Source organism: Mesorhizobium sp. ESP6-5 (assembly GCF_020164695.1).
GTDB lineage: Bacteria > Pseudomonadota > Alphaproteobacteria > Rhizobiales > Rhizobiaceae > Mesorhizobium > Mesorhizobium australicum.
In genome coordinates, this window is sequence record NZ_JAIUGR010000006.1 from 232,220 (window position 1) to 258,094 (window position 25,875).

At 63.1% G+C, this 25,875-nt stretch carries 24 protein-coding genes and 1 tRNA gene; 5 read left to right on the forward strand and 20 right to left on the reverse strand.

The annotated features are described in order from the left end of the window. Nucleotides 1-31 precede the first annotated feature (31 nt). On the forward strand, nucleotides 32-277 hold the full coding sequence (locus tag LB524_RS12190; RefSeq protein WP_015315393.1) for a YMGG-like glycine zipper-containing protein: 246 nt from the start codon (nucleotides 32-34) through the stop codon (nucleotides 275-277). Nucleotides 278-367: 90 nt separating this feature from the next. Here the strand turns inward: LB524_RS12190 and LB524_RS12195 are convergent, their stop codons facing one another. The 4 genes from LB524_RS12195 to xylF form a co-directional block, all read right to left on the reverse strand. Next, entirely contained in the window at nucleotides 368-1,990 is a 1,623-nt protein-coding gene (locus LB524_RS12195; RefSeq protein ID WP_224526604.1) for a CHASE domain-containing protein, read from the reverse strand. A gap of 140 nt (nucleotides 1,991-2,130) precedes the next feature. After that, nucleotides 2,131-2,955, reverse strand: a complete 825-nt coding sequence (locus LB524_RS12200) for an ATP-binding cassette domain-containing protein (RefSeq protein ID WP_015315391.1) — start codon at nucleotides 2,953-2,955, stop codon at nucleotides 2,131-2,133. 10 nt (nucleotides 2,956-2,965) lie between these two features. Then, nucleotides 2,966-4,318 carry a sugar ABC transporter permease gene (locus LB524_RS12205; RefSeq protein ID WP_015315390.1) on the reverse strand — a complete coding sequence of 451 codons (1,353 nt, stop codon included), beginning with the start codon at nucleotides 4,316-4,318 and terminating at the stop codon, nucleotides 2,966-2,968. A 240-nt stretch (nucleotides 4,319-4,558) separates the two neighbouring features. After that, complete coding sequence (gene xylF / locus LB524_RS12210) at nucleotides 4,559-5,599, reverse strand: D-xylose ABC transporter substrate-binding protein (protein ID WP_015315389.1); 1,041 nt, start codon at nucleotides 5,597-5,599, stop codon at nucleotides 4,559-4,561. Between the two features lie 265 nt (nucleotides 5,600-5,864). Between xylF and LB524_RS12215 the strand changes: the two genes are divergently transcribed. Next, nucleotides 5,865-7,100: an ROK family protein gene (locus LB524_RS12215; RefSeq protein ID WP_140662981.1), complete on the forward strand. Its 1,236-nt coding sequence runs from the start codon at nucleotides 5,865-5,867 to the stop codon at nucleotides 7,098-7,100. Between the two features lie 2 nt (nucleotides 7,101-7,102). On the opposite strand, the gene phoB is transcribed toward LB524_RS12215, so the two are convergent. The 8 genes from phoB to LB524_RS12255 form a co-directional block, all read right to left on the reverse strand. Beyond that, the gene (gene phoB, locus LB524_RS12220) at nucleotides 7,103-7,792 is read right to left on the reverse strand and encodes a phosphate regulon transcriptional regulator PhoB (RefSeq protein WP_010911896.1); all 690 of its coding nucleotides are present in this window, start codon (nucleotides 7,790-7,792) and stop codon (nucleotides 7,103-7,105) included. A 19-nt stretch (nucleotides 7,793-7,811) separates the two neighbouring features. Continuing rightward, nucleotides 7,812-8,519, reverse strand: coding sequence for a phosphate signaling complex protein PhoU (gene phoU / locus LB524_RS12225; protein ID WP_015315387.1), 708 nt, complete (start codon nucleotides 8,517-8,519; stop codon nucleotides 7,812-7,814). Between the two features lie 25 nt (nucleotides 8,520-8,544). Continuing rightward, a complete protein-coding gene (pstB, locus tag LB524_RS12230) occupies nucleotides 8,545-9,348 on the reverse strand; it encodes a phosphate ABC transporter ATP-binding protein PstB (RefSeq protein ID WP_140509733.1) in 804 nt (267 codons plus the stop codon). Further along, entirely contained in the window at nucleotides 9,345-10,196 is an 852-nt protein-coding gene (gene pstA, locus LB524_RS12235; RefSeq protein ID WP_015315385.1) for a phosphate ABC transporter permease PstA, read from the reverse strand. Before pstA ends, pstB begins: the two co-directional genes overlap by 4 nt. 3 nt (nucleotides 10,197-10,199) lie before the next feature. Further along, nucleotides 10,200-11,183 (reverse strand): phosphate ABC transporter permease subunit PstC, encoded by a 984-nt coding sequence (gene pstC / locus LB524_RS12240; RefSeq protein ID WP_140712709.1) that lies wholly within the window; start codon nucleotides 11,181-11,183, stop codon nucleotides 10,200-10,202. Nucleotides 11,184-11,249: 66 nt separating this feature from the next. Continuing rightward, nucleotides 11,250-12,305 (reverse strand): phosphate ABC transporter substrate-binding protein PstS, encoded by a 1,056-nt coding sequence (gene pstS / locus LB524_RS12245; RefSeq protein WP_015315383.1) that lies wholly within the window; start codon nucleotides 12,303-12,305, stop codon nucleotides 11,250-11,252. Nucleotides 12,306-12,834: 529 nt separating this feature from the next. After that, entirely contained in the window at nucleotides 12,835-17,385 is a 4,551-nt protein-coding gene (locus tag LB524_RS12250; RefSeq protein ID WP_224526608.1) for a PAS domain-containing protein, read from the reverse strand. A 610-nt stretch (nucleotides 17,386-17,995) separates the two neighbouring features. Then, on the reverse strand, nucleotides 17,996-18,232 hold the full coding sequence (locus LB524_RS12255) for a hypothetical protein (RefSeq protein WP_140712703.1): 237 nt from the start codon (nucleotides 18,230-18,232) through the stop codon (nucleotides 17,996-17,998). A gap of 272 nt (nucleotides 18,233-18,504) precedes the next feature. Here LB524_RS12255 and LB524_RS12260 point away from each other — a divergent pair, with 272 nt between their 5' ends. Further along, nucleotides 18,505-18,720 (forward strand): hypothetical protein, encoded by a 216-nt coding sequence (locus LB524_RS12260; protein ID WP_140720378.1) that lies wholly within the window; start codon nucleotides 18,505-18,507, stop codon nucleotides 18,718-18,720. Nucleotides 18,721-18,821: 101 nt separating this feature from the next. On the opposite strand, the gene LB524_RS12265 is transcribed toward LB524_RS12260, so the two are convergent. From LB524_RS12265 to LB524_RS12280, 4 genes are all read right to left on the reverse strand, one after another. Continuing rightward, nucleotides 18,822-19,187 (reverse strand): hypothetical protein, encoded by a 366-nt coding sequence (locus LB524_RS12265; protein ID WP_224526611.1) that lies wholly within the window; start codon nucleotides 19,185-19,187, stop codon nucleotides 18,822-18,824. A 797-nt stretch (nucleotides 19,188-19,984) separates the two neighbouring features. Next, nucleotides 19,985-20,059 (reverse strand) — tRNA-Glu (locus LB524_RS12270). 89 nt (nucleotides 20,060-20,148) lie between these two features. Beyond that, entirely contained in the window at nucleotides 20,149-20,556 is a 408-nt protein-coding gene (locus tag LB524_RS12275; protein WP_224526614.1) for a VOC family protein, read from the reverse strand. Nucleotides 20,557-20,592: 36 nt separating this feature from the next. Beyond that, nucleotides 20,593-20,976 carry a fimbrial protein gene (locus LB524_RS12280; protein WP_224526617.1) on the reverse strand — a complete coding sequence of 128 codons (384 nt, stop codon included), beginning with the start codon at nucleotides 20,974-20,976 and terminating at the stop codon, nucleotides 20,593-20,595. A gap of 26 nt (nucleotides 20,977-21,002) precedes the next feature. Between LB524_RS12280 and LB524_RS12285 the strand changes: the two genes are divergently transcribed. Further along, nucleotides 21,003-22,058 carry an RluA family pseudouridine synthase gene (locus LB524_RS12285; RefSeq protein WP_224526620.1) on the forward strand — a complete coding sequence of 352 codons (1,056 nt, stop codon included), beginning with the start codon at nucleotides 21,003-21,005 and terminating at the stop codon, nucleotides 22,056-22,058. 190 nt (nucleotides 22,059-22,248) lie between these two features. After that, complete coding sequence (rpoH, locus tag LB524_RS12290; protein WP_015315375.1) at nucleotides 22,249-23,160, forward strand: RNA polymerase sigma factor RpoH; 912 nt, start codon at nucleotides 22,249-22,251, stop codon at nucleotides 23,158-23,160. Between the two features lie 86 nt (nucleotides 23,161-23,246). On the opposite strand, the gene LB524_RS12295 is transcribed toward rpoH, so the two are convergent. The 4 genes from LB524_RS12295 to LB524_RS12310 all read right to left on the reverse strand — a co-directional run bounded on the left by LB524_RS12295 (nucleotide 23,247) and on the right by LB524_RS12310 (nucleotide 25,782). Further along, complete coding sequence (locus LB524_RS12295) at nucleotides 23,247-24,119, reverse strand: MBL fold metallo-hydrolase (protein WP_140720091.1); 873 nt, start codon at nucleotides 24,117-24,119, stop codon at nucleotides 23,247-23,249. Between the two features lie 145 nt (nucleotides 24,120-24,264). Then, nucleotides 24,265-24,924 carry a peroxiredoxin gene (locus LB524_RS12300; RefSeq protein ID WP_015315373.1) on the reverse strand — a complete coding sequence of 220 codons (660 nt, stop codon included), beginning with the start codon at nucleotides 24,922-24,924 and terminating at the stop codon, nucleotides 24,265-24,267. A gap of 208 nt (nucleotides 24,925-25,132) precedes the next feature. Then, the gene (locus tag LB524_RS12305; RefSeq protein ID WP_015315372.1) at nucleotides 25,133-25,498 is read right to left on the reverse strand and encodes a cell division protein ZapA; all 366 of its coding nucleotides are present in this window, start codon (nucleotides 25,496-25,498) and stop codon (nucleotides 25,133-25,135) included. 11 nt (nucleotides 25,499-25,509) lie between these two features. Continuing rightward, nucleotides 25,510-25,782 carry a DUF4164 domain-containing protein gene (locus LB524_RS12310; protein WP_015315371.1) on the reverse strand — a complete coding sequence of 91 codons (273 nt, stop codon included), beginning with the start codon at nucleotides 25,780-25,782 and terminating at the stop codon, nucleotides 25,510-25,512. Nucleotides 25,783-25,875: the final 93 nt, after the last annotated feature.

Here is a 25,875-nt window from a genome sequence, read left to right on the forward strand (position 1 = left end):
CAAAGTGTGGACACAAGTGAGGAGTGACTCTATGCGGAAAATACTTATTGCCATGGTTGCGGTGGTTGCCGTCAGCGGCTGTACCTCGACCGAGCAGGACGTCGTCGGCGGCGGCTTGATCGGCGCGGGCGTGGGTGGATTGGTCGGCGGCGGCAAGGGTGCCCTGATCGGCGCGGCCGTCGGTGCCGGCTCCGGCCTGCTGGTTCGCAACCTGCGCAACGGCTACTGCCAGTATCGCGACCATCGCGGCCGGATCTACACGGCCCGCTGCAACTGATTCAGCGATAACAAGTCAAAATCCGGAGGCCCAGGGCCTCCGGATTTTCGTGGCTGGGAGTCGGCCGCTAGGGCCGCTGACGGGTGGGTTTCAGCCGGCCAGTGGAATTTTGATTTCCACCTTGAGGCCATCGGCCTGAAAATCGCGTCTGATCGTGCCGCGCAGCTCGCGCGTGACATTGAGATCGATCAGCTTGGTGCCGAATCCCGTCCGCGATGGCGCCTCTACCCTCTTCTTCCCCGCCTCCCGCCAGTTCAGCGCCAGCGTCCGCTCGCGCCCCCGCCCTTCCAGCGACCAGTTCACCTTGAGAGCGCCAACGAAATTGCCGGCTTCGCCGTATTTCAGCGCGTTGGTGGCGAGTTCATGAAAGGTCAGCCCAAGCGCCTGCGTCGTTGTTTCATCGAGCAGCACCTCCGGGCCTGACAGGAGCCCGTCCGGCAGTTCCTTGCCGAACACCTGGCCAAGCTCGATGCGCAGCAGATCGGCAAGGCCGGCTTTCTGCCAGCGCGAGCGCGTCAACATATCCTGCGAGGCGGCCATCGCCTGCAGCCTGGCCGAGAAGGAAGCGGAAAACTCATTGACGTCGGTTGCCCGCGAAGCCGTCTGCCGCGCGATCGCCAGCACCCTGGTGATGGAGTTCTTGATGCGATGCTTCATCTCCTGCAGCATCAGGTCCTTTTCGAGCAGGCTTTTTTCCGTCGTCTCGTGCAAGGCCGACACCGCGTCATAGGCTCGCTCCTGATAGCGCGCCACCAGCGCGATGGCGCCTGCCAGGAGCAGGCCGAACAGCCCCAGCATCACGGGGATGGCGCGCGAAGAGGGTTGCGAGAAGGCGCTGGTTGGCCTGAACAACACGGTCCAAGGGCGTCCCGCCACGGTCATCTTGCGGGTGACCAGCAGCCGGTCCCCCAGGGATGAGGCCGGTGGCGTCTCCGAGCGGAACAACAGGTTGTCGCCGTTCACCGCTCCATCATAGATCTCGGTGTTGACCGGCAGCAGCGGCGCACGGCTGAGCGCGATCTGGAACAGTTCCCGGGCCCGAAAGGCCGCATAGAGAAAGCCGGCGGTCGAGGACCGCGATGCGTTGATGACCTCCGGTGCGGTTTCCACATTGAGCCGCACATAGACCAGGAAGCCCGTGAAAGTCTGCGCCACGCCCGTGCCCTGGCCGAGTTGCACCAGCCCGCTCGCATGCTGCTGGTCATCGGCCATGGCTTTTTCGATCGCCGCACGCCGCACCGGCTCGCTGAACATGTCATAGCCGATGATGGTCTGGTTGGACGGATCGAGCGGCTCGAAAAGCGCGATCGGCGTGCGCCAGGCCTGCGTCGTATCCGGATAGACCGGATGACTGGCGCCGAAATCGTGGAGGGTGTCGCGTTCCACCGCTGCCTCGTCGCCCGTCCTGACCAGCCGCAGGAAGCCGATGCCTCGCAGGCCGGCGAAATTGTTGTCGACATCCAGCGCCTTGAAGAATGCCTTGAACTCGTTCTGGGAAATATCGCCGTTACGTGCGTCGAACAGGGCCTGTGTCGAGCGCAGCAGCGACAGGTGAAGGTCGATGCGGCTCTCGATCCGGTTGAGGGCGTCATCGGCCGCCCCTTCGAACTTGATGCGGGCGGCTTCCTGCGTCGCGAAATAAGCGAACCCCGCCATGGTCATGCTGATCAGTGCAACGGCAATGAACGCGACGATTGGAAAAAGCTTCTTCAACGGATGATGCGGTCCATGAGCAAAACAGGACCTTTTATGGGCAAGTCGCCGGGTCAACACAATGGTCAGGCCACACCATCGTGATCACTGGCATATCACGTGACCGGCATCGGGGCGTGCCCGAAGCGGCCTGACCGGCCTCAGGCGGCGATCTTCAGCGCGCCCGGCCCCGGTATGGCACCTGGAGGACATTTGCCCAGGATGATCATCCCAAGCACCTCGTCCTGCGTGACGTCAGTCGTGCGGGCGGTACCGACCACCTGGCCATTCTTCATCACGCAGACACGGTCGGCCAGCTCGAACACGTCGTGGATGTCGTGGCTGATCAGGAAAATGCCGATGCCATCGGATTTGAGCTGCCTGACCAACTCGCCGACCTGGGCGGTTTCCTGGGGCCCAAGTGCCGCCGTCGGCTCGTCCATGATCAGGATGCGGGCATTGAACAGGATCGCGCGGGCGATCGCCACCGATTGCCGCTGACCGCCCGACAGCTTGATCACCGGTTCCTTGAAGCGCTGGAAGCGAGGATTGAGCCGCCCCATCACCTTGCGCGCCTCGGCCTCCATGGCGACGTCGTCGAGCGTGCCCCAGGCGGTCATCAGTTCGCGGCCGAGGAACAGGTTGGCGGCGGCGTCGACATTGTCGGCCAGCGCCAGCGTCTGGTAGATCGTCTCGATGCCGTATTTCTTGGCGTCGCGCGGGTTGGAGATCGCTGCCTCCTCGCCATTGACGAAGATCTGGCCCGCATCGCGCTTGTAGGCGCCGGACAGGATCTTGATCAGCGTCGACTTGCCGGCGCCGTTATGGCCGAGCAGCGCCACGACCTCGCCGGGGAAAAGATCGATCGAGGCGTCGTCGACGGCGCGGATGCCGCCGAAGGCGATCGAGATGTTGCGCATGTCGACCAGCGGCGTGCCAGTGGGCGCAGTTGTGAGGGCCCTTACGGGAGCGGTTTTGTCAGCCATGGTCGTATCCCTAAACCCGCTTGCGATAGACGGTGTCGAGCCAGACGGCGATGACCAGCACGGCGCCGACGACGATGCTCTGCAACGGCGAATCGACACCGAGCAGCACCATGCCCGACTGCAGCGACTGCATCAGCAATGCACCGAGCATGGCGCCGATGATGGTTCCCGAGCCGCCGGCAAGCGAGGTGCCGCCGATGACGGCCGCGGCAATGACCAGCAGCTCATCCAATGTTCCCAGCACATTGGTGGACGAGTTCTGCCGGGCCGACGAAATGGCGGCGGCGATCGTGGCCAGCACGCCCATGATCATGAACACCTTCATGGTGATCCAGCGCGTGTTGATGCCGGCGAGATTGGCCGCTTCCGGATTGCCGCCGATAGCAAAGACATAACGGCCGAAACGGGTGCGGTTGGTGATGAAGGTCATGACCAGACCGACGGCGACCGCCATCAGCACCGGTATGGCGATGCCGTGGGCGATGAACAGCCCGCCCTCCGGCACGGTGATGTTGTTGGCGGCCGCGTACCGGTTCACGATCCCGATCGGCCATGGATAGGAGTTGGCCAGCCAGACCGCGCCCATGATGACGGCGCAGGTGACGACGCCGAGCAGCGTCTCGGCCCAGATCGGCCGCAGGGGGAAGCGGAAGCGCTTGCGCTGGACCCGCCCGTTGAACAGCGCGAACACGACGGCCAGGCAGGCGACGATGCCGACGACCCAGCTCCAGGTGGCGCCGATCGATCCGGCCGGTCCGCCGCCCATAAGCTGGAACGTGGCGTCGAGCGGTGCCACCGTCTGGCCTGACGTGACCCACCAGGCGGCGCCGCGCCAGACCAGCAGGCCACCCAGCGTGACGATGAAGGCCGGCACTTCGAGATAGGCGATGACGAAGCCCTGGAAGGCGCCGATCAAAAGCCCGAGCGCCAGACCGATGACCAGTGCCAGGACCCAGATCCATGGGTTGCCGAGTTCAAGTCCTACGAACCGAACCAGGAAATGTACCTGCGCAAAGCCCATGACCATGCCGATCAAGCCCTCGGCGGAACCGACGGACAGGTCGATGTTGCGCATGACGATGACCAGCACCATGCCGCAGGCCATGATGGCGACCGCGGACGTCTGCACCGACAGGTTCCACAGGTTGCGTGGCGTGAGAAACGTGCGGCTGTCGAAATCGAGCGGATTGACGCCAAGACGCAGGCTCGAAATCACATGCAGCGCGACCCAGATCAGCAGCAGCGCGCCGATCATGCCGAGCATGCGGGTATCGATCTCGGTCGCCTTCAGGAAACGCGCGACCGCGCCGAGTTCCGACGCACGCGCCGTATCGGCCTGCGAGGTTGAGGTCGTGTCGGTCATGATGTCCTCCCAGCGGCTTGCTGTCTGACGCGGATGCCGGACCAGAGCCCAGAAGTTAGCCGCCAGCGGCGGAAACACAAATCTTGTTGGGAAAACGCCGCGGCTTGGAAGCAATTCCCAGGAAAAGTGCGTAGCGGTTTTTCGTCCGGAATTGCGAAAACAAGGAAATTGGAACGGCCAGTGTTCAGAAACACTGGCCGTTCCACGCCGCGGCGCTTCCGACTTTTCAGGCGATCAAGCTCAGTTGCAGGCCGCGACGCTGCCCGCGGCAACGCCCGTGCAGACTTCGTCCTTCTTGATCCAGCCGGCGTCGATGACGAGGTTGAGATTGTCCTTGGTGATGGCCACCGGGGTCAGGAACAGCGACTTGACGGTGTTGCCGCCAGGCGTCGTGAAGTCCTTCACGCCGGCGATGTCGGTCATCTTCTTGCCGTCGGCGAGTTGCGAGGCGATCTCGGCGGCGTTCTTGCCGAGTTCGCGCGCGTCCTTCCACACCGACACGGTCTGGGTGCCGAGCGCGATGCGGTTGAGCGCGGCGTGGTCGCCGTCCTGGCCGGAGACCGGCACGGTGCCGGCGAGCCCCTGCGCCGTCAGCGCCGCAACGACGCCGCCGGCGGTGCCGTCATTGGCGGCGACCACGGCGTCGACCTTGTTGTCGTTGGCGGTGAGGAACTGTTCCATGTTCTTCTGGGCGTTGGCGGGCAGCCAGCCGTCCGTATAGGCTTCGCCGACATTCTTGATCTTGCCGCTGTCTATTGCCGCTTTCAGCACTTCCATAGAGCCCGAGAACAGGAAGTCGGCATTCGGATCGGCGCCCGAGCCCTTGATGAAGACGTAATTGCCCTCAGGCTTCACCTTGAACACTTCGCGGGCCTGCATGCGGCCGACTTCCTTGTTGTCGAAGGTCAGGTAGAAGACGTCCTTGTTCTCGATCAGGCGGTCATAGCCGACGACCGGAATGCCCTCGTCGAGCGCCTTCTGTACCGCCGGGCCGATGGCCGACGCGTCCTGCGCCAGGATGATCAGCGAATTGGCACCCTGCGAAATCAGGCTCTCGACATCGGTCAGCTGCTTGCCAGGATTGGACTGCGCATCGGCGGAAATGTACTTGTCGCCCGCGGCCTCGATCGCCTTCTTCATGGCGGCCTCGTCGGTCTTCCAGCGCTCCTCCTGGAAGTTGGACCACGACACGCCGATAACCTTGCCCTTCGCCTGCGCGACCGACGCCAGCGTCAGCGACATGGCGACACCCGCCAGAATGGCGACTGTGAATCTCTTCATGATATCCTCCCTGCGCCCGCGTGTGGCGCGACCAAACTGGCCCTAAGGCCGGCACAAAGGCCCTAATTTTTTCGAGCCTCGAAAAAACACTGGTCCATCGCCGGAACACTGTCAACATCGATTCTGACGGATTTTGAGGTGCCGGAAGCCTTTTTTCGAGCCCCGCAATAAATAAATGACAGCCCCAGCCGCTTCTGCCAGTATTCGACCCGTTGCCGGAGGTGTTCGAGGGGCGTCAAGAACCGCGGCGACGGGGAGGGAAATCATGTCGGTCGGAATCCGCCACGACGATCTGCGCCGGCGCAACCGCGCAATGGTGATTGGAGCCGTGCGCCGGGGTGGCCAGCCCTCGCGCACTGAGATCGCCGCCACCACCGCCCTGAGCCACTCGACCATATCGGCGATATCAGCCGACCTGATCGGCGAAGGTATCCTGAGCGAAGGCAAGCCGAACGAGGCCGGCTCACTGAAACGCGGCCGGCCGCAGGTGGGCCTTTGTCTCAACCCCGAGGCCGCGGCGGTCATGACCGTGGTGCTGTCGCTGAATTTCCTCTCCGTCGCCGTCATCGACTACGCCGGCCAGGTGATATCGGAGGAGCAGCGCCGGCTGGACACGCTGACCATGTCGCGCGAGGCGCTGATCGGCGAATGCGTGGCCATCGTCCGGCGCCGCCTCGAGGATCCCGACCTCGATGTCGCCAGCATTGCCCGCATCGCGCTGGCGATCCAGGGCATCACCGACACCGAGGCGCGCGCCATGCTGTGGTCGCCGATCACGCCGCAGACGGACATTGCCTTCGCCGATATACTCGAAGCCGAATTCGGCATCCCCGCCACCATGGAGAACGACTGCAACATGATGGCTGTGGCGCTGCGCTGGCGCGACCCCGAGCGCTACCGCGACGACTTCATCGCCATCCTGCTCTCGCACGGCATCGGCATGGGCCTGGTGCTGAAGGGCGAGCTGTTCACCGGCACCCATTCCTCAGGCGGCGAGTTCGGCCACATGATCCATCGCCCCGGCGGCGCGCTCTGCCGCTGCGGGCGGCGCGGCTGCGTCGAGGCCTATGCCGGCAACTATGCCATCTGGCGTAATGCAGGACAGATGGGTGAGGACGCCAAACCGGTCGACGTCAGCGACGCCGACATGCGCGCATTGGCGGCCACGGCGCGCGAAAGAGACGGACCGGAGCGCGAGGCCTATCGCAAGGCCGGCGAGGCGCTGGGCTATGGCCTTGGCAGCTTGTTCGCGCTGATCGATCCGGCGCCGGTTGCGATGGTCGGCGTCAGCGCCGCCGCCTTCGATCTGATCGAGCCGGCCCTGCGCGAGGCCATCGCCCAGACCGCCGGCGGCCAGCATTCGACGTCGATTTCCTTCGATACAGAGCCGAACGAATTGCCGCTGATCCGCGAGGGCTGCGCCATGCGCGCGCTCACCTTCGTCGACCAGGAGATCTTCGCGCCGGGTGTGCAGGTGAGATCCGGCAAGAACGTGGCCTGATCTCAGTCCTCGCGAATTGCGTAGCCTGCGCCACGGATGGTGCGTATCACATCGGGCATGCGGCCATTGTTGACCGCCTTGCGCAGGCGGCCGACATGCACATCCACGGTGCGCTCGTCGATGTAGATCGTCTCGCCCCAGACATTGTCGAGCAACTGGCTGCGCGAGAACACGCGGCCGGGATGGCGCATCATGAATTCGAGCAGCCTGAACTCGGTCGGTCCGAGCCGGATCTCGCTCTTCTTGCGATAGACCCGGTGCGATTCGCGGTCGAGCACGATGTCGCCGACCTTGAGCACGCTGGACAGCACTTCCGGTTTGGCGCGGCGCAGCAGCGCCTTGACCCGGGCCATGAATTCCGGCGTCGAGAACGGCTTGACCAGATAGTCGTCGGCGCCGGTCGAGAGGCCGCGCACGCGATCGCTCTCCTCGCCGCGCGCCGTCAGCATGATGATCGGCAATCGCTCCGTCTCGGGCCGCATGCGCAGGCGCCGACAGAGTTCGATGCCGGAAACCGCCGGCACCATCCAGTCGAGCACCAGCAGGTCGGGCACGTTTTCCTGGAGGCGTATCTCGGCTTCGTCGCCGCGTGTCACCACCTCGACCTGGTAACCCTCGGACTCCAGATTGTAGCGGAGGAGCACGCCCAGCGGCTCCTCGTCCTCCACCACCATGATGCGTGGCGCGATCATCGATCGATCATCCCTGCCGTCAAGCCGCCGGCACCGACATCGCCGTCTCGTCCTGCTTCGGACGGTTGGCGGGCAGTTGCGTGCCGGTCAGCACATAATACGCATTCTCGGCGATGTTGGTCACATGGTCGCCGATGCGTTCGAGATTCTTGGCGCAGAACAAAAGATGCGTGCAAGCCGTGATGTTGCGGGGATCCTCCATCATGTAGGTCAGGAGTTCGCGGAAGACCGAAGTGTATTTGACGTCGATGCGTTCGTCGTCATTCCTGAGCTTGGCGAGGGCGGCGGCATCGCCGGCCGCATATTCCTCGACGACGCCCTGCACCTGGATCAGCACCAGCTGCGCCATGGAGTCGATGGAATGCGACAGGTCGCGCGGCGTGGCGGTGAGGCCGACCGAGCCGACGCGCTTGGCGATGTTCTTGGCAAGGTCGCCGATGCGTTCGAGATCGCCCGCCATGCGGATCGAGCCGACGACATGACGCAGATCGTCGGCCATCGGCTGGCGCTTGGCGATCAGGGTGATGGCGCGATCATCGAGTTCGCGCTGGCGCGCGTCCATGATGGCGTCGTCGGAGACCACGCGCTGTGCCAGCGCGTTGTCGGAATTCAGCAGCGCCTTGGTGGCGCCGCCGACCATCGTGCCGGCGAGATCGCCCATGTCGCTGATCAGCCTGCTGATCTGCCCGAGATCCTCGTCGAAGGCTGCGACTGTGTGTTCGGCCATGATCCTGGTCCTCGTATGCGTGAGATCAGCCGAAGCGGCCGGTGATGTAGTCCTGCGTGCGCTTCTCGCGAGGCGACGTGAAGATTTTCTCGGTTTTGTCGAATTCGACCAGCTCGCCCAGATACATGAAAGCCGTCTGCTTCGACACGCGCGCGGCCTGCTGCATGTTGTGGGTGACGATGACGATCGTGTAGTCGGCCTGCAACTCGTCGATCAATTCCTCGATCTTGGCGGTCGACAATGGGTCGAGCGCCGAGGCCGGTTCGTCGAGCAGGATGACCTCCGGCTTGACCGCCACGGTGCGGGCGATGCAAAGCCGCTGCTGCTGGCCGCCCGACAGGCTGAGGCCGCTGGCATTGAGCTTGTCCTTGACCTCGTTCCACAGCGCGGCGCGTTTCAACGCCTGCTCGACACGGCCGTCCATCTCGGCCTTGCCGATCTTCTCATAGAGCCTGACGCCGAAGGCGATATTCTCATAGATCGACATCGGGAACGGCGTCGGCTTCTGGAACACCATGCCGATCTTGGTGCGCAACAGGTTGAGGTCCTGCGAGCGGTCGAGAACGTTCTGGCCGTCGAGCAGCACCTGACCCTCGGCGGTCTGCTTGGGGTAGAGCTCGTAGATGCGGTTGAAGACGCGCAGCAGCGTCGACTTTCCGCAACCCGACGGTCCGATGAAGGCCGTCACGCTGCGCTCGGGCAGCGACAAGGTGATGTCTTTCAGCGCCTTCGACTGGCCGTAGTAGAAATTGAGGTTCTTGACCTCGATCTTCGCCTTGGCGGCTGCCTCTGTCGCAATCGTCATGTCTGGAGACAACATCTGGCTCATTTGTCCTCTCTGCGTCCGGTCAGGCTGCGCGCAAAGATGCTGAGCGCGAGAACCGTCAATGTGATTATGAGTGCGCCGGTCCACGCCAGTTGCTGCCACTCCTCGTAAGGGCTGAGAGCGAACTGGAAGATGGTCACCGGCAGGCTGGCCATCGGCGCATTGAGATTGCTCGACCAGAACTGGTTGTTGAGCGCTGTGAAGAGTAGCGGCGCCGTCTCGCCGGAAATGCGGGCAATGGCCAACAATATGCCGGTGACGATGCCGGACATCGCCGCGCGGTAGGCCACCGAACGGATCACCACCCAGCGCGGCGCGCCAATCGCCGTGCCGGCCTCGCGCAAAGCGTTCGGCACAAGGTTGAGCATGTCCTCGGTGGTACGCACCACGACGGGAATGACCAGGATGGCCAGTGCCACGGCACCGGCGATGGCCGAGAAATGCCCCATCGGCCGCACCATCAATTCGTAGACGAACAGGCCGATGATGATTGAGGGCGCCGACAGCAGGATGTCGTTGATAAAGCGCACCACGGTGGTGAGCTTCGAAAAGCGGCCATATTCGGCCATGTAGGTGCCGGCCAGCACGCCGATCGGCGTGCCGACGACGATGCCGATAATGGTCATCACGATGCTGCCGTAGATGGCGTTGAGCAGGCCACCGGCATCACCGGGCGGCGGGGTCATTTCCGTGAACACTGAGAGCGAAACGCCCGACAGGCCCTTATAGAGCAGCGCGCCGAGGATCAGTGCCAGCCAAGCAAGGCCGATGCCGGCGGCGATGACGCAGAGCGTCATCATCACGCCGTTCTTGCGCTTGCGGCTCTGGTGAAGCGATGCGGCTGTCGACATCGGTCAGACTCCGGTACGGGCATCGATGCGCATCAGCATGTAGCGGGCGATGGCAAGGATGAGGAAGGTGATGACGAACAGGATCAGACCGAGCGCCACCAACGAGGAGGTGTAGAGATCGCCGACGGCTTCGGTGAATTCGTTGGCGATGGTTGCCGAGATCGTCGTTGCCGGCGCGAACAGCGAGGCGCTGATCCGGTGGGCGTTGCCGATGACGAAGGTGACCGCCATGGTTTCACCGAGTGCACGGCCGAGCGCAAGCATGACGCCGCCCATGATGCCGATGCGGGTGTAGGGGACGACGACCCGGCGTGTTACCTCCCAGGTCGTGCAGCCAATGCCGTAGGCGGACTCCTTCAGCACCGGCGGCACCGTGTCGAACACATCCTTGGTGATCGAGGTGATGAAAGGCAGGATCATGATGGCCAGGATCATCGCCGAGGTCAGCAGGCCGATGCCATAAGGAGGCCCGGCGAACAGGCTGTTAAGGCCGGGAATGCCGTGGAACACGTTGATGATGAAAGGTTGCACTGTCGTCTGCAGGAACGGTGCCAGCACGAACAGGCCCCAGATACCGTAGATGATCGAGGGGATGCCGGCCAGCAGTTCCACGGCCATGCCGATCGGGCGCCGGAGCGGACGCGGGCAAAGCTCGGTGAGAAAAATGGCGATGCCGATACCGAGCGGCACAGCGATCAGGATGGCGATGGCCGAAGTGATGATGGTGCCATAGATGGGTGCCAAGGCGCCGAATTTCTCGGTGACGGGATTCCAGCTCTCGGTGGTCAGAAAGGAGAAGCCGAAGGTCGACAGTGCCTGCCAGGAACCGGCGAACAGCGAGATGGCGACGCCCCCGAGCAGCACCAGCACGAGAATGGCGGCGGCGCGGGTCAGCCCATGGAAGATCGAATCGGTCAACGCGAACCGTCTGACGGTGGCGTCGCGTGAACCTCGAATGGCTGGCAAGGCTTCGTGGGCAGCGCTCATGTCAAGCTCGGCTCTTTGTGTTGATTGAAAAGGAGCGCCGCGGGGCGGCGCTCCTCCAGAAAGATATTACTCGCCGGCGTAGACGGGCTTGCCGTCGGCCTTGATGTCGGCCTTCCACGAAGCCTTGATCAGGTCGACGACGCTATCGGGGATCGACACATAGTCGAGCGCCTTGGCGGTTTCCTTGCCGTCCTTGTAGGCCCAGGCAAAGAACTTGAGCGCTTCGCCGGTGGCCGCGGCATCGTCCGGGGTCTTGTGGATCAGCACCCAGGTCGAGGCAGCGATCGGCCAGGTGGCGTCGCCCGGCTCGTTGGTGATGATGACGTTGAAGTTCTTGGCGCCCTTGAAGTCGGCGTTCGAAGCAGCCGCGCCGAAGGATTCGAGCGACGGCTCGACGACCTTGCCGGCGGCGTTCAGCATCTTGGAGTAGGAGAGATTGTTCTGCTTGGCATAGGCATATTCGACATAGCCGATGCCGCCGTCGGTCTGCTTGACGGTGTTGGCAACGCCTTCGCTGCCCTTGGCGCCGACGCCCGTCGGCCATTCGACGGCCGTATCCGAGCCGACCTTGTCCTTCCAGTCGGGCGAGAGCTTCACGAGGTAGTCAGTGAAGTTGAAGGTCGTGCCCGAGCCGTCCGAACGATGAACGACGGCGATAGCGGTCGACGGCAGCTTAAGGTCCGGGTTCAGGGCCTTGATCGCGGCATCGTCCCAGGTGGTGATCGCGCCGAGATAGATCTGGGCCAGCGTCTTGCCGTCGAGGACGAGTTCGCCCGGCTTGATGCCCGTGAGGTTGACGATCGGCACGATGCCGCCCATCACCATCGGGAACTGCACGAGGCCGTTCTTTTCCAGATCGGCGTCGGACATCGGCTTGTCGGTGGCGCCGAAGGTCACGGTCTTGGCGATGACCTGCTTGATGCCGCCGCCCGAGCCGATCGACTGATAGTTGAGGCCGATGCCAGTATCCTTCTTGTAGGTGTCGGCCCATTTGGCGAACACCGGATAGATGAAGGTCGAGCCGGCGCCGGAAAGGTCAGCTGCCATTGCTGCGGAAAGGGTGAGGGTGGACGCCGCAGCCATTGCAATCGCAACGGCCGCCGAGCGGATGAAATGTCTCATGTGGCCTGCTCCTGTTCGGAAGATGGTCTCTCGGCGCCACTTCTTGCCGGCGCCGCTGAGGCCAATAGCCTTCGATTATAACAGTCGCATGACAGTTTCATGTCAGCCCGGTAACGCGTTGCCGGCAACGCGAAAGACGCTGATCTCGGGCGCTCGCGGCGCGGTCCGAGTTTGCCGCCGGAATCAGGGGCTTGAGCCGTCCGACGGCTGGAATCACCACGGACTCGACCAGGCTTTTCCCAAATGAAGAAAATCCGGACGGGAGCGCGTTGCTCGCAGCCAGAGCGTGTCATGGCCGGGCCATCGCCAAAAACAGGTCCGTTGGGGTAGAGTGACACTGTTTCTTGCAGGCGGTCGCTGCTCCCGCCCGTAACTGAGAAGAGCGGAATTCGATTTCGCTATTGTTCCGGCTGGACACGGCCTTTGATATGGCGCGATCGCACCATAGTCATTGCACGCAGCGGTAGCAGCGAATCTCCGCTGATTCCTTGTTGCCTCCCCGGATCCTGCAATTCAGGCGACGCGGGCTCTATCCCGCGTTGCGGTGGACCTGACGGCCGGCGCCGACCCAGCGCTCGACCTTCTCGAGCAGGGCCCTGGGGCTGATCGGCTTGGGCAGATAGTCGTCCATGCCTGCCTCCAGGCAGCGCTCGCGGTCGCCCTTGAGCGCATGCGCGGTGACGCCGACGATCGGCACATGCGTGCCGGTCTCCTGCTCCAGCAGGCGGATCGCGGCCGTCGCTTCGAGACCACTCATCTCCGGCATCGAGACATCCATCAGGATCATGCACGGATTGAGCGTACCGAAGGCGTCGAGCGCCTTGCGGCCATTGCCGACGATCTCGAAACCATAGCCGGTCTCGCCGAGGATTTGCGTGAACACCATCTGGTTCACCTCATTGTCCTCGGCCACCAGTATATCCAGCCTGTGCCCGCCGGCCGTCGCGGGCAACCTGGGGCGAACCTGTGGCGGCTGCAATTGCGCGCGCTGCTCGGATGGTGCCAGGGGCGGCGGCCGGGACGCCTCGGGCGCCTCGCCCGTGAGCGGTTGAACGGCGTGGCCGCTGGTGGCGTGGCGATGGCGCTGGATGGTCGCGACCAGCGTTTCCAGGAGCACCGAGGAGCGCGCCGGCTTGATCAGCTGGGCGTCGATGCCAAGATCGCGGTAGCTGGTGTTGGCAAGCGACTGGTCGACCGATGTCAGCATGATGATCGGCGTGTCCGCGAGGCCCTCGGTGTTGCGCACGATACGCGCCATTTCGGCGCCGCTCATTTCAGGCATCTGGTAGTCGAGCACGACGCAGTCGACCGCCACGCCATAAGCTGCCGCGGCGATCAGCACCTTGAGACCTTCGGCGCCGCTTTCGGCCGCGCAGGAATCGAACGTCCACGAGGTCATCTGCTCGGTCAGGATGGCGCGGTTGACGGCGTTGTCATCGACGATCAGCACGCGTGCGCCCGTCACGTCCACCGGCGTGATGCGCTGCCCGCTCTGCTGCCCGGCCCCTGGCAACGTTACGGTGAACCAGAAGGTCGACCCCTTGCCTTCAGCGCTCTCGACGCCAATGTCGCCGCCCATCAGATCGACCAGCCGCGAGGTGATGGCAAGGCCAAGCCCGGTGCCCTCGTGGCGCCTTGTCGAGGACGTATCGACCTGGCTGAATTTCTCGAACACCAGTTTCAGTTTTTCCTCGGGGATGCCTATGCCGGTATCGGTGACCGAGATCGTCAGCCTGGTTCCCGTTGGAACCCGTTCGCCGGTCACGTCGACCAGCACGTGGCCTTCATCGGTGAACTTCACCGCATTGCCGAGCAGGTTGGTGACGATTTGCCGGATGCGGCCGACATCGCCGATGAACAGACTTTCAAGCCGCGGCTCGATGCGCACGATGAGCTCAAGATCCTTTTCCTTGGCCCGTGTCGACACCAACGTCGCCACGTCCTCGATCGCCTCGGCGAGATTGAAGGGCGCCGGGTCGAGCACCAGCTGGCCGGCATCGATCTTGGAGAAATCCAGGATGTCGTTGATGATGGTCAACAGCGCGTTGCCCGATTTGACGATGATGTCGGTGAATGTCTTCTGCTTGGGATCGAGATTGGATTTGGCCAGGAGTTCAGCCATGCCCAGTACGCCGTTCATCGGCGTGCGGATCTCATGGCTCATATTGGCGAGGAACTCCGACTTGGCACGGTCGGCGAGCACGGCGCGCCGGCGCGCCTCGCTGAGCTCCGCCTCGCGCTGCTTGAGTTCCGTAATATCTGTGGTCGAACCGATCAGGTAGAGCGAACCGTCAGAGGCGATCATTGCGCCCTTGCGGGCGAACTGATGCCTGACGCTGCCGTCTGGAAGGCGCACCGTCTCCTCGATCTCCTGGGTCTCGCCGGTACGCAGCACGGCGAGATCGCTGGCCACGAAGGCCTCGCCATCCGGCCCGAAGATCTCGACGTCGGTCTTGCCGATCGCCTCCTGCTTGCTGAAGCCGGTGAGATCGCACCAGCCCTTGTTGACATAGAACTGCCTGAGATCGGAGCGCTTGGCGTAGATCGACACCGGCACGTTGTCGATCAGGCTGCGGAACACCTCGTTCTCGCGCATGCTCTCTTCCAGAGCTTGCTCGCGCGCCTTGACATCGGTGATGTCGGTGCTGGATCCGACCAGATGCACCGATCCGTCCGTGGCGACCAGGCGGCTCTTGCGCGTCATCAACTGCCGCACCGTTCCGTCACGATGAGTGACGGGCTCCTCGACCTCGCGCACATTGCCATTCGTCACGACATCGGTATCGTCCTGGCTGAAGCCCTCTGCTTCCTCGCCGCTGAACAGCTGACGGTCGGTCCGGCCGATGACGTCGTCCTTGGCGAGACCGGTCAGCGCGCACCAGGCCTTGTTGACGAATTCGATGCTCAGGTCCTGCGCCTTGATGAAGGCGGCTACCGGCAACTCGTCCATGACATGGCGGAAGAGATCGATCTGGCGCATCGAGTCATGAAGCGCCGCCTCGCGGCTCTTGAGGTCGGTGATGTCGACGCGCACCCCGATGAACGTGCCGTCGCCTGTGCGCATGTCGTAGACCTGGTACCAGCGGCCATCGGCATTGAGGCGCTCATAGGAGGAATTCGGCAGACGGTAACGCGCCAGGATGCCGTCAAGCCAGCGTTCGGAATCGCCTTCGTACAGGCTGTCGATCCCAGGATCGCCACTCGAACGGAAATAACCCACCGAATGGCCGAACTCCAGCGCTTCGCGGAAGGTGCGGCCGGGCTGCCACAAAGGCTTCAGCGCCGGCAACGTATCCTGCAGCCTGTGGTTGGCGAAGACGAACTTGTCGTCGCGGTCGTAGATGATGACCCCCGCCGGCAGCGATTCCAGCACGCTGGCGAGATGCTTGCGCGCATCTTCGGCTTCGGTCTCGCGCCGCTTCATGTCGGAGATGTCGAACAGAAAGCCGGCGACATAGTCGCGGCCGCTTGCCATGCGGACGCGGTTCTTCCTGACGATACGCGAACGGGTGCCGCCGCCGGCCTTGAAGCTTTCTTCCACTTCGTATTGCTGTCCGCCGGCCAGCACCTCGCGTTCGCTGCTTTCGAACAGCGCGACCTCGTCCGGCCCGAGGAAATCGCTTCCCGGCCTGCCAAGCATGGCCTGCGGCGCCTGCTTGAACAGCGCCGCGAAGGCCTCGTTGACGAAGACGAAGCGCAGATTGTCGTCCTTGACGAAGATCGGATCCTTGACCCCGTTGATTACTGCTTCCGCCAGCCGCGCCTTTTCCAGCGCTTCGGCAAGTTCGGCCTCGCGATCCTTCATGTCGGTGACATCGACATAGGAAATGAACCGCTTGCCGCCGGCCAGCGGCGCCATCGACGAGATCAGCGTCCTGCCGTCATTGCGCGGGAACTGCCTCGCTCCAGCTGTGCCGGCTCTGATTTCAGCCTCGCGTTCGGCGACATGCCGGTGCCATGTCGCGTCGTCCGAACCATACGGGTCGATGTCGCGGCTGGCTTCCATCAGATCGAGGAAGCTGCAGCCGGTCTCGGCGCGCCGGGCGTCGATCTGCCAGAAATCGTAAAAGGCGCGGTTGATGACCTCGGCACGCATGTCGGCATCGAGGACAAGAACACCGATCGGCATCTGATCGACCATGGTGCGGAGATTGGCGAAAGTCTCGGCTATCTTGGCGTTGGCATTCTCGATTTCGGCGTCCCGCCGCTTGACCTCGGTGACCTCATAGTAGGTCAGCAGGCGTTTGCCTCCCGACAGAGCCGTGACGGAGAACATCATGGTGCGCCCGTCGGTGTGGGCAAACTCCCGAGGTGCGACGGTGCCGGCCTTGATCTCTTCGATGCGCGTGGCGAGGTAGCGCTGCCATTGCTCTTCGTCGATGTCGCCATAGATGCCGTTGCGGCGATTGAGTTCCATCAGCAGGCTGAACGGCGCGCCTACCGTCACGGCCCCGTCCGGAATCCTGGAGAGATCGCGGTAGGCCTTGTTGACGATGAGCGTATCGAGCCTGGCGTCCAGAAGCACGACGCCCATATGCATGGCATCCATCGTCCGCTCGAGATCGGCGAGATGCTGGACGGCATCGCCGCCAGCCGCCGGCTGCATGGCCTCGAAGGCGCTGGCCAGCGCGGTGACGTTGCGGCCCAGGCCGCGATAGCCGACGAATTTTCCTTCGCTGTCGAAACGCGGGAAGCCTGACGTCAGCACCCAGCTGCAGTCGGGGCGCCCCCCCTTCAGTTCGTAGACGAAGTCGCGGAACGGCCGGTGCGCCTGCAAATCCTCCAGATGCGCCGCCGCACCGCGGTTGCCCTTCAGGACCTGGTTGAGAAAATCGAAGCGGAACCGGCCAAGCACCATTGCCGGATCGATACCGGTTGCCGCCTGGTAATCTTGGGAAAGCCAGGAAAAGCGCAATTCCGCGTCGGTTTCCCAAATCCAGTCCGAGCCCGCTTCGACGAGTTGGCGCAGCGCGTCGGCGCAATCCATGTCGACGCCGGATGGCCCATCGCCGCCAGGCGCGGCTGCCTTGCCGGGCTTGCGCTTGCCGCGCACGCCGATTGCTTCGTCCGATTCCGCCATGCTGTCCCCACCCCGAAAATCAAGGCCGAACCCTCCCTCCGCGGTCCGTCGGCGGAATGTGCCGCAGAAGCATTAACGATCCGCTAACCTTAACGGCGCAACCGGCCTGTTCCTGCTGCGTTATTCCGTCCGGTTGTGGCGCGGAGCAAGGCCGCGCTATAAGCATGCACAGGGGTGTTGCTAATGTACGGACGGATAGGGCCTTTGTTGCTGGGCGTGGCGCTGCTTTTCGGCGGCGGCTGCTCTCGCAGCTATGACGGCACGGTGGTTATTCCGCGGCCGCTCGACGCCAGGCGGATCTGGGACCGGCCGCCGCCCAATGTCGACTACCAGCCGCAGGTCGACAACAGCGCCTTTCCGGGTCCACCCCAGCCTCCTGGGCGGTTTTACGAGCGCAGGGTCGTTAAGCCTGCGCCTCACAGACGGTCTCAGACCAGGGCGACAACGTCCTCTCCTCCGTCATCGGGCCCCGAAAAACAATTGGCATGCAGGAACGTAAGCGCTCCCGGCCAAAGAGTTCGCATGGTTTGCGACTAATGCATAAAAACAAAGACTTAAAGCGCGGCGCCTGAATCCGCTTCGACGCGGCGTGCTTTGGAACGGTTCGGCTCTATAGCGTTGCCGCGCCCTTCCTCGGTTCCTTGGCGCCGAGCTTGTCGAGCGCAAGCCGAACCTGGCGCAGATCGTCCTGCCAGCCGTCATCGTCGCCCATCGGGCTCTCCGACGCCGCCCGTTGCAACCCGCGGGCCTCGGATTCGATCTTGCGCAATTCGCCGATCTTCTGGTCGGTAGTCAGGGAGCCGTCTTCGACGATCTCCAGTACCCGCATTTCCCTGAACGTGGCCATGGCGCTTCTCCCTGCCTGATATCGACCACAACGCCGGGAAGCGGGCCCCTGTTCCGAAGACGGCCGTTCCGGCGAAACACTCGTGGGTCATTCAGCCGGGAAAAAGGCGGGGCCGACCACACGCACGGTCCGCTGGCCGGCCTCGATCGACTGGAGCTGGGTGGCCGTCGGCAGGCCGATGCGTCGAGCCTGCGATCAATCAGGTGTTACCGGTGTCCGGCACTGAAACCTTTGCCCGTGCTGCCGCGTTGAGGCGCAAAGGAGAACGCGCGATGTCGATGCATTTCACCGTATCGGAGCTGACAAGAAACCTTTTTCACTCCCTCGGGCTGGATCACGGGCGTGCCCCACGGCCGCTCAACCCCGAGCAAAACCTGTTACTGGAGTGCTATCTGGCCGGGCAGATTCCGGAATCGGCCTGGAGCGACTACGTCTTCGAGACCCCGGATCTGGCACGGCATGCCGAAGCACGGCGCCTGAGCCATTGATCCGCGGCGATCGGGGGAAACGACACCCGACCCGGTTCTCCGGTTCGACGAACACCCGTGCCGATGCCCGCTCCATGGCAGGCGTTCTTTGGGCGCTACCGCTATTGCTTGGGCGAAACGAATTGCTGCGTGAACACGTTGCCGGCAATCCCTTGCGACAGCTCCGGCGATAAACTCAGCGGCGTGCAATTCTTCACCGCCGCTATTGCCGCATCGATGAACGCCTTACGTGCCTTGTCGTCGCCAGCCACCTTGGCGGCGGTTGGTCGCGGCGGCCCTATCAGAGTGCCGTCGCGCTTGAAACTGAAACTCAGGGTTACAGTCGAATCTCCGGCACCGGCAGGCGGTGTCCAGCAGGACTGGATCGCGGTCCCGACATCGTCCATGGTGTTGAGCGTTGCGGCAGATGCGCATCCGACACCTGCCGACATCACACCCGCAATCACCAGTTTTGCAACACGTTTCATCGCAAGCCCTCATCGTCACGACAGTCCGAACAACCCGCCGGACTGCTGGGATCGATGGTAGAGCCGACATGGGCAATGACAATATCCCTTGCCAAAAAGTTGTTCGAAGAAAGCCGACTGCGAAGCCGCCCTGGCGCCTGGCCGATGCGAGCCATGTAGCCCGAAAAAGCAAAAAGGCCGGCACAGAGCCGACCTTTCCTTTCCGCCTCGACAACTGCGCCAGTACATCCGTGGCCGCAGGCCGAAAGCGAATTGTCCCCAGTAGACAGGCTATTGGTAAACCAAACCTTAACCTGCCTGCCGTCCCCACCCGCAAGGCTAGGAATAGATGGCCGCGACGTCCATGATTGTCGCGATAGGACGGCCTACGCGACGGCCCTGAACTCGGTTTCTGGTATCGTTCCAAGCCCGGCACACTGCGCGCATATCATGGTCTTTCCCGGGCAACCGCTTTGATGTGTCCCGTGCGGGCAGCAATACCCTTTTGAGGCACGCCATCTCGAGCAGTCGAAAACCTTTCCACCGCCATGGCAGTGCGTGCATGTCGTCCCAACAGAGGCCATTCCAAACTCTACCCGACCAAAACCCGCGTTGCCGCGAAAGCTATCCCCGCACCGCAAGTATCAGAGATCGCAGTGCCTTCAAGCGTCGCGGCTTGACTTAAATTGGGTGGATTCGGGGTATGGGAAGCCCCGGGCTCTCGCAGGCTTTGCGCGCTCTTTCGAGGCATGCGGAGCCCATGCGGGACGGGTCCGAAACTGCAGGATTGCCTGTAGGTCAACGACAGGAACGTTGCCTGGTACGCCCAAGGGGAATCGAACCCCTGTTCCCGCCGTGAGAGGGCGGTGTCCTGACCGCTAGACGATGGGCGCGCTCAAGAAGGGGCCATATAGGCTGACGGCCGGGAAAAAGCAACTGGGGTTCGGCGGCTTTGCCGCATCGAATGAAAAGCCGCCCCGCGTTACCGTTTCGGCTGGATCAGGTCCCACAGATTGCCATGCAGATCGGCGAAAACCGCCACCGTGCCATAGGCTTCGTGACGCGGCGCCTCGCGGAATTCGACGCCCTTGTCCAGCATCGCTGCATGGTCGCCGGCAAAATCGTCGGTTTCGAGGAAGAGAAAAACCCGGCCGCCGGTCTGGTTGCCGATGCTTTTCCTCTGCGTCTCGTCGGACGCCTCGGCCAGCAGCAGCCTGGCGCCCTGCCCGTCGGGCGGCGCGACCGTGACCCACCGCTTGCCGCCGCCGAGATCGACATCCTCCGTCAGCGTAAAACCCAGCCGCTCGACATACCAGGCGATCGCCTCGTCATAGCTGGCGACGACCAGCGCCACTGTCGCGACACGACGATGTTCGGCGAAGCCGGTCATGTCCGTGGCAAATGTGTTTGCCGCATTGGCGCCGGCCTATTTGTTGCGGATCGCAAAACGGCCGATCAGGCGGCGCTCGGCGATATCGTAGACGAAGATCGCACGGCTGCCGTCGGCAAGCTCGGCGTCGATCGAAAGGCGGTTGCCCGACAGTGACTGACCGGCCACCCTGGCGCCAACCGGCAGCACGATGTCTCCGCTGAGCGGTTCGCCAGCGGGCACCTGGACGTCGCCGGCCAGCGGCGGGCTCACCGGCGTTGCCTTGCGTGATTTGTAGACAATCGCCGCGATCACCACCATAAGAGCCAGAAAGAGCAGGCCGAGATTGATGGCCATGAAGCGGATGAGCTTGCCGCGCAGCTTGTCGACTTCGGGGGCGAGCGGCTTTTCCTGCTCTTCATCGGCATCGGGCCGGGCCATGGCAAACATTCCGGAATGGTTTTTCGATGAGCGCTCATAGCGAAGAGGCCTCCGAATTGATAGAGGACCTGTTGATAGAGGCCGCGCCCACCTTGCTGGTCGCCGGCGCGGATGCGGCCGGCCAACGGCTCGATCAGTGGCTGGCGGCAGCCCTTGGCCCGGACATGTCACGCAGTCGCGTGCAGATGCTGATCAGGCAAGGCGCCGTCGTCATCGACGGCAAGCCGGTCGACGAAACCAAGCGCAAGATGCGCGCGGGCGAAAATGTGTCCGTAGCCATGCCGGAACCGGAGCCGGCGCAGCCGCAGGGCGAGAACATTGCGCTCGACGTGCTCTACGAAGACGACGAGTTGATCGTCATCAACAAGCCGGCGGGGCTCGTCGTGCACCCCGGCGCCGGCAATTGGACCGGCACGCTGGTCAATGCGCTGATTCATCATTGCGGCGACAGCCTGTCTGGCATTGGCGGGGTGCGCCGCCCGGGCATCGTCCACCGCCTCGACAAGGAGACCAGCGGCGTCATGGTGGTCGCCAAGACCGACCGTGCCCACAAGGCTCTGTCGGAGGCGTTCGCCGACCACGGCCTGACCGGCGATCTCGAGCGCGCCTACCTGGCGCTGGTCTGGGGCATACCGCAGAGGCCGACCGGAACGATCGATGCACCGCTTGGCCGCGCCTCCGACCGGGTTCGCCGCGCCGTGGTGCCGGAAGGCCGCGACGACGCACGCCACGCGGTCACCCGTTTTGCCGTGCAGGAGCGTTTCGGCGAGGGCCAGCGGGAATTCGCTGCCGCTAGCCTCGTCGAATGCCGGCTGGAAACCGGTCGCACCCACCAGATCCGCGTCCACATGGCCCATATCGGCCATCCCGTGATTGGCGACCCGGACTACGGGCTAGCCTTCCGCACCAAGGCCAATCGGCTGCCCGAACCGCTGAAACGCCAGGTCGAGGCATTTTCCCGGCAAGCTTTGCATGCATGGCTCCTTGCATTTCGGCACCCGACTACCCATCTAACGATGAGGTTCGAGGCGCCGTTACCGGGGGACATGGAGGAACTCGTCGGCGGCTTTCGCAAGCTCTGAACCTGCCATCAAAAAACCTGAGTGGCATTGTTCACTTCAGCGTGACACACTGTTTCGTGTTGAACAAATGCCTGTCTTTTCTGGTTTTGTTCCTGTATAAGATCTGTTGTCGCGAGCGAGCCTTTTGGTGTTCGCGTCACATGCCTGCCGCGTTTCGGGGGCATCACTCCAATAGAGAGGGGGCGCTATCATGGCCCAGTCATTACCCAGTATCGTTTCCGGTGAAGGCGGCCTCAGCCGCTATCTGGAAGAAATCCGCCGCTTTCCCATGCTTCAGCCGCAGGAAGAGTACATGCTCGCCAAGCGTTACGCCGAGCATGAAGACACCACGGCCGCGCACAAGCTCGTCACCAGCCATTTGAGGCTCGTCGCCAAGATCGCCATGGGCTATCGCGGCTATGGCCTGCCGATCGGCGAAGTGATCTCGGAAGGCAATGTCGGCCTCATGCAGGCCGTCAAGAAATTCGAACCCGAGCGCGGTTTCCGCCTCGCCACCTACGCCATGTGGTGGATCAAGGCCTCGATCCAGGAATACATCCTGCGCTCGTGGAGCCTGGTCAAGATGGGCACGACCGCCAACCAGAAGCGTCTGTTCTTCAATCTCCGCAAGGTGAAGGGCAAGATCCAGGCGCTGGACGATGGCGACCTCAAGCCCGACCAGATCGCCGAGATCGCCACGCGGCTGAACGTTTCCGAGGCCGAAGTGGTGTCGATGAACCGCCGTCTGTCCGGCGACGCGTCACTCAACGCGCCGATCCGGGCGACGGAAGGCGAGTCCGGCGAATGGCAGGACTGGCTAGTCGACGACCACGAAAGCCAGGAAGAGATGCTGATCGAGCAGGACGAGCTGGAAAACCGGCGCGGCATGCTGTCGGGCGCTCTGGCCGTGCTCAACGATCGCGAGCGGCGCATCTTCGAGGCGCGCCGCCTCGCCGAGGAGCCGCTGACGCTCGAGGAACTGTCGGCCGAGTTCGACATCAGCCGCGAGCGCGTGCGGCAGATCGAGGTACGCGCCTTCGAGAAGGTGCAGGATGCGGTCAAGGCCGCCGCCAAGCGCCAGATGCAGGCGCTACGCACCATCGAGGCACAGCCGGCGGCTTAAAGCCGGCTTCGGCCTAGAAATAGCAGGGCGGCATCAGGAAACTGGCGCCGCCTTTTTTGTACGCCGCAGCAGGAGCCACGGTTGCCTCAAAGCGAATCCAGCGGAAATTTGAGGTAGCGCCGACCATTGGCTTCCGGCTCCGGCAGCCGCCCGCCATTGATGTTGACCTGCAGCGCGTGCAGGATCAGCCGCGGCATCGGCAATGTGCGATCGCGCGCCTCGCGTAGCGCCACGAACTCGGCCTCTGTACGCGCGGCGACAAGATGGATGTTGGTCGCCTTCTGCGCCGCGACCGTGCTTTCCCACATCGGTTCGCGCCCGCCGGCCTGGTAATCATGGCCGACGAACAGCCGGGTTTCCTCCGGCAAGGCCAGGATGCCCTGGATCGAGCGCCACAACCGCGCGGCGCTTCCACCGGGAAAATCCGTTCTTGCCGTGCCGCTGTCGGGCATGAACAGGGTGTCGTGGATGAAGCCGGCGTCACCGATCACATAGGTGATCGATGCCAATGTATGTCCAGGCGAGAACAGCACCCTGACCGGAAGGGTTCCGATCCGGAAGGTCTCGCCCTCGGCGAACAGCCTGTCCCACTGTGAGCCGTCTGCCGGAAAGTCCGGCCAGTTATAGATCACCTTCCACAGTGCCTGGACGTCGACGACCTTGTCGCCGATCGCCATCGGCGCGCCGGTCCTCTGTTTCAGGTAATGCGCCGCCGAGAAATGGTCAGCGTGGGGATGGGTATCGAGAATCCACTCGAGCTCCAGCCCGTTTTCCCCAATGAAATCGAGCAAGCTATCCGCGCTCATCGTACTCGTCGCGCCGGATTTTTCATCGAAGTCGAGGATCGGATCGATAATGGCGCATCGCTTCGTCGCCGGGTCAGCGACGACATACTGGATGGCCCCGGTCGGCTTGTCATAAAAGCCGCTGACCTGCGGCTTCGCCAAAGTTATCTGCACGTCCGGCTTCCCCAGACCTAGCCGGCAGGAACGATTTTCTCCGCCGGAACCCACCGTGAGCATGGTTGTCCGCCCCGACGAACCAGTCAAGCATGACTTGGTTCGCAGGAGCGGAAAACGCCGGAAACCATTCCGGCGTGCTGGCTCAGGCGGAGGGCTGCTTGGTCTTCCTGAGATAGGGCAGGATGGTCTCGTAGGCGCCGAAGCGCTTGATCGCATCCTCGTTGGAAACGGCGGCGGTGATGATGACGTCCTCACCCTGTTTCCAGTTCGCCGGCGTCGCCACTTGATGCTTGGCGGTGAGTTGCATGGAATCGACCGCCCGCAGGATCTCGTCGAAGTTGCGCCCCGTGGTCATCGGATAGGTCAGCACAAGCTTGATCTTCTTGTCCGGCCCGATGACGTAGACCGAGCGCACGGTGGCGTTGTCGGCGGGTGTGCGGCCTTCCGAAGTTTCGCCGGCACCGCCTGGCAGCATGTCATAAAGCTTGGCGACCTTGAGGTCCTTGTCGCCGATCAGCGGGTAATGCACCGAATGGCCGGTCGCCGTCTTGATGTCGTCCTGCCATTTGCCATGGCTTTCGACCGGGTCGACCGAAATGCCGATGATCTTGACGTTGCGCTTCTTGAACTCGCCCTCGAGCCCGGCCATCGTGCCAAGCTCGGTCGTGCAGACCGGCGTGAAATTCTTCGGATGGCTGAACAGGATCGCCCAGCCGTCGCCGATCCAGTCATGGAATTTGATGGCTCCCTGCGTGGTCTCGGCGGTGAAGTCCGGCGCGATATCGTTGATACGAAGACTCATGACCTATCCCTACCCCTTGTGAATGTGGCCGGATCTTCGCCGCCCGGCGCCCGGCACCTGATCGTAGCACCGCAGCGCGACTGATTAAACGCTAGAGATGACGGCCATTCACTCGATGGGCAAAAATTTTTCCCCACACGCGGGATCAGGCCAAAAATACGTCGTGGTATCGGGCATGAGACAAGCGGCAGGGATCAGCGAAGACGCCTCAGGCCTTGTTGATTGCCAGCGTCGCCGACAAATCTTCCATACGCTGCGCCAGGGCGCCGAGCGCGCTGGTCAGCACGCTGTCGCTCTTGTCGGCCTTGGTCAGCGCCTCGTCGCGCGTCTTGCGCAAGGTCAGCACTTCGCTTTCCATGCCCTTGACGCGCTTCTGCAGCTCGGAAAGCTCGTCCATCACCATGATGCCGGCCATGACGGTCAGCCGCTGGTCGCCGATCTCGCCGAAGGAATCCTTCAGGTGCGAGACATAGCGGTCGAAACGCTCGGCGAGATCAATCAGATGCTCTTCCTGGCCCTCGTCGCAGGCCATGCGGTACTGCTTGCCGTCGATTGAAACCGTGACCTGTGCCATCGGGCCAGCTCCTATCTGTCCAACACGGCGCGGATGGTTTCCATCGCGGTCACCAGCCGTCGCGACACTTCCTTGTTGGCGTCTTCCAGCCGTTCGGCGCGCGCTTCGGAATTGTCGAGTTCCTGCGCCAACCGCGAGCGGTCGGCATTCATCCGCTGTACTTCGGCCTCGGCTTCCGAATAGTCGCGTTCATGCTCGAGCTTGGCCGCGACGGCGTTTTCCAGCCCTTCGATGGCCTTGCTCAGCCTGGCGATCACTTCCTTGAGCGTGGTTTCCCCGGTCATGGCTTCGTCCTGTGCCCTGCCCATCACCGAATCGTTCGCGTTCAGAACGCGTTATCCCGGAAACATTAGGCACCGGGTGAAGGCAACGTCAAT